The sequence below is a fragment of the Treponema sp. UBA7567 genome (genome assembly GCF_002476655.1).
Taxonomy (GTDB): domain Bacteria; phylum Spirochaetota; class Spirochaetia; order Treponematales; family Treponemataceae; genus Treponema_D.
The window spans coordinates 253-3,023 of record NZ_DLLH01000041.1 but is presented as its reverse complement, the minus strand read 5'-3'; the positions used below and the strand labels follow the sequence as shown (position 1 = coordinate 3,023).

Annotated in this window: 2 protein-coding genes; both read right to left on the bottom strand. The window is 32.3% G+C overall.

Annotation, left to right across the window (positions count from 1 at the left end; translation table 11 throughout):
• Positions 1 to 129 precede the first annotated feature (129 nt).
• On the bottom strand, positions 130 to 882 hold the full coding sequence (locus B3Y13_RS05065) for a hypothetical protein (protein ID WP_296667538.1): 753 nt from the start codon (positions 880 to 882) through the stop codon (positions 130 to 132).
• Positions 869 to 2,704: an N-6 DNA methylase gene (locus B3Y13_RS05060; RefSeq protein ID WP_296667536.1), complete on the bottom strand. Its 1,836-nt coding sequence runs from the start codon at positions 2,702 to 2,704 to the stop codon at positions 869 to 871. The genes B3Y13_RS05065 and B3Y13_RS05060 overlap by 14 nt, the downstream gene beginning before the upstream one ends.
• Positions 2,705 to 2,771 lie beyond the last annotated feature (67 nt).

The following is a 2,771-nucleotide window of genomic DNA, read 5'->3' as shown; positions in this document are numbered from 1 at the left end:
ATCAACCTACGTTTTGACAGCTGACAATGTTGTTCGTTGTCGATGTACAATCGAGTTTTTGACACTTTACAATGCTGCTGGTGGCTGATGTCAATGTTGATTCTGTTTTTCCGTAAAGTTTTCTATTTATTATTCCTCATATTTATCAATAATTGCCTGCCGCAATGCACGTCCGTCAACCTGAAACTTCTGTATAGAATCAATATTCTCACGAGTAATCATCACTTGACCTTCGAAAATATCAGTTTTCTTGTAACCGTCTTTTCTTGTCGCAGTTTCAGCGTTTCTGTGCTGCGGAGAGAAATTTAAATTATATATATCTCTGTTTTTTAAAACCCAGTATTTTACGCAATCTCTATAAACCGCAAACCAAAGCATAACATCGCAACAAGTTGGCTTTATTTGCTGAAAATTCATAAGAAAATCTTTTGTTGAATTTGAAGAAAGCGCTTTCATATAAAGAGGCTCGTTTGGTCTATTTCTGTCAACTGCACGAGAGCCTTTTACTTCAATTTTTATATTTTCGCCCATATATGGCAAATACAAATCATACTGTCCTTTATAAGATGAATCGATTTTCTTTGAAGGACGTTTCAATTCAGGTTCAACCGCAAGAAGATGGCTAAAGCCCCAGGTATCGCCAAAACCTCGTGGAGCGGAAATTTCAAAAACATAGAGATATAAATTTCTATTGATGTAATCATTTCGCAATTCAAGATAATCTTCATAAGAAAGGATTTTTTCTTCAACAAGTTTTGTTATAACATATTCATATCTATTAAAAGGATACACATTCTGAATATTTTCAATTTCAGAGCGGAAATCATCCGCATCTTTTAATTTAGAAATCAGTTTTTCAAGCTCTTTCTCAAGGATTTCCATAGACACTCTCCTTTATATAATCGTATTCTGTTTCAGAAATTCCAAAATAATCACAAATCAGCTCATCAGCAGCTTTCTGAGTTTTTGTATTGTTTAAAATATCAGCATAGACTTCATAAAATTTTCCGCTTAAATCAGAATCCAATACTGGCAATGGGAAATTTTGAAAATGCTGCTTTAAGACTTTCTTTGACTTAAATTTTTTCTGGTAAATAAATGTGTAAACAGGACTGTTAAAAAGACAGACAAGCATTTCCATCGGATAATCAGGAGAAATAATCATGTTCGCACTGTTCAAAAATAACTGGCCGTCATCCAAAGCGCAGACAATCTTATCAGAAATAAATTTGTAAACGATTTTTTTTGAACGATATATTGCCACAGGCGCAACTTGCTGAAATATATCGGGCGTAAATTTTATAAAAACTTCAGGAGATTTTAACCTGTATGGAATTATGTCCTTCCCTCTAAAAATCGGCTCATCATCATACAGTCTTTCTTCATGAAGAAATTTCTTATTGTTGCCAGTTACAACCCCCAAAGCGAATTTTGTACTCTCAGGAAGTCTTGCTTCACCCAATGAATAAATCTTGTTTAAGATTTTATCATCAATTTCAGAAACATTGTAAGAAATTAAATAATCAGGGGCAGTTATATTTTTTATATTAAGTTTATATTGTCTCTCTTTTTCAACGGTAATTTGACTCTCGTATTTTGCAATTTCGGAAAGCTTTAGAAGCACACATTCAGACTGGACACCTTTAAATGCCGTTCCCAATGGTAAAATTTCAATATTCCGATGCGTATTCAATAAAAATTTTCGTATATTTTTATGAGCCGCAACATTTAATATGGATTCCGGCAGAAAAAAATTCAATTTGCCGTTTGCAGACAGCTTATTTATGGAATTATACAATGCAATGCTAAAAATTTCTGTTGTGTTCAAAAAAGGATATTTAGACAGCAATAAATCCTTTTGCTTTTTTGAAAGTTTGCTTCCCCATGGCGGATTTGTAACAATAAAATCATATTTTTCATCACTCTGTAAAAACAAGTCAGTTTCATCTGAAAAAATCAAGTCGTGTTTTTCGATATGAGAAGAAATAAAAGGATTATTGAAAAACAAAACAAGATTTATGTGGCAAATCAGCAAAGCAACTTCATCTATATCAAAAGCGAAAATTTTATCAGGATTATGTTCTTTTGAAAGCGTGTTTATCAAAATGCTTCCGCTACCACAGCAAGGATCCAAGACCTTAGCATTTATTGGAATCTCTATAGAAGAAAGAATTTCCGAAGGTGTGTAAAAAGCCCCGTCTTTTGATTTACATGAAATAGTCTGAACAGACTGATAAAACGCCCCTAAAATATCATCATCTTTATTTTCAATATGAAAGTTTTCAAAAATATTTTCGCCGTTATATATGTTATTTATTTTTAAGAAAATGTCTGATTTTTCATCATATAAATCGTTGCTTAAAAGAATTTGTTTTCCAAGACAAGAGACAGCCTCTTGAATAGAAAGGCTGCTGTTTTCGAATATTTCAATAAGCTTTAAAAGAAGTTCTTTGCGTTTTTTATCTTTTATTCCTAAGAATACAGCACTTGAAAAATTCTGATAAGAACGGTTAGCCCTTGACTGCAGCCGTGACGAACCTGTTTCTATTGATTTTATCAATGCCGAATAATCATCTTTTGTATATACTCCATCTTTTGGAGATGGAATTACACCTGTCTTTATCCAATTGTTTACAGTAGCAAGAGAAATATTAAATTTATTTTGAATATCTTTTTTAAAAAAAGCTGTTTTCACGTTATTCATCTTGGATAATTATAATACATTTTTAGTCAATCAAACGTAAAGACAGAATCTCAAAAAAAAGAGCGTC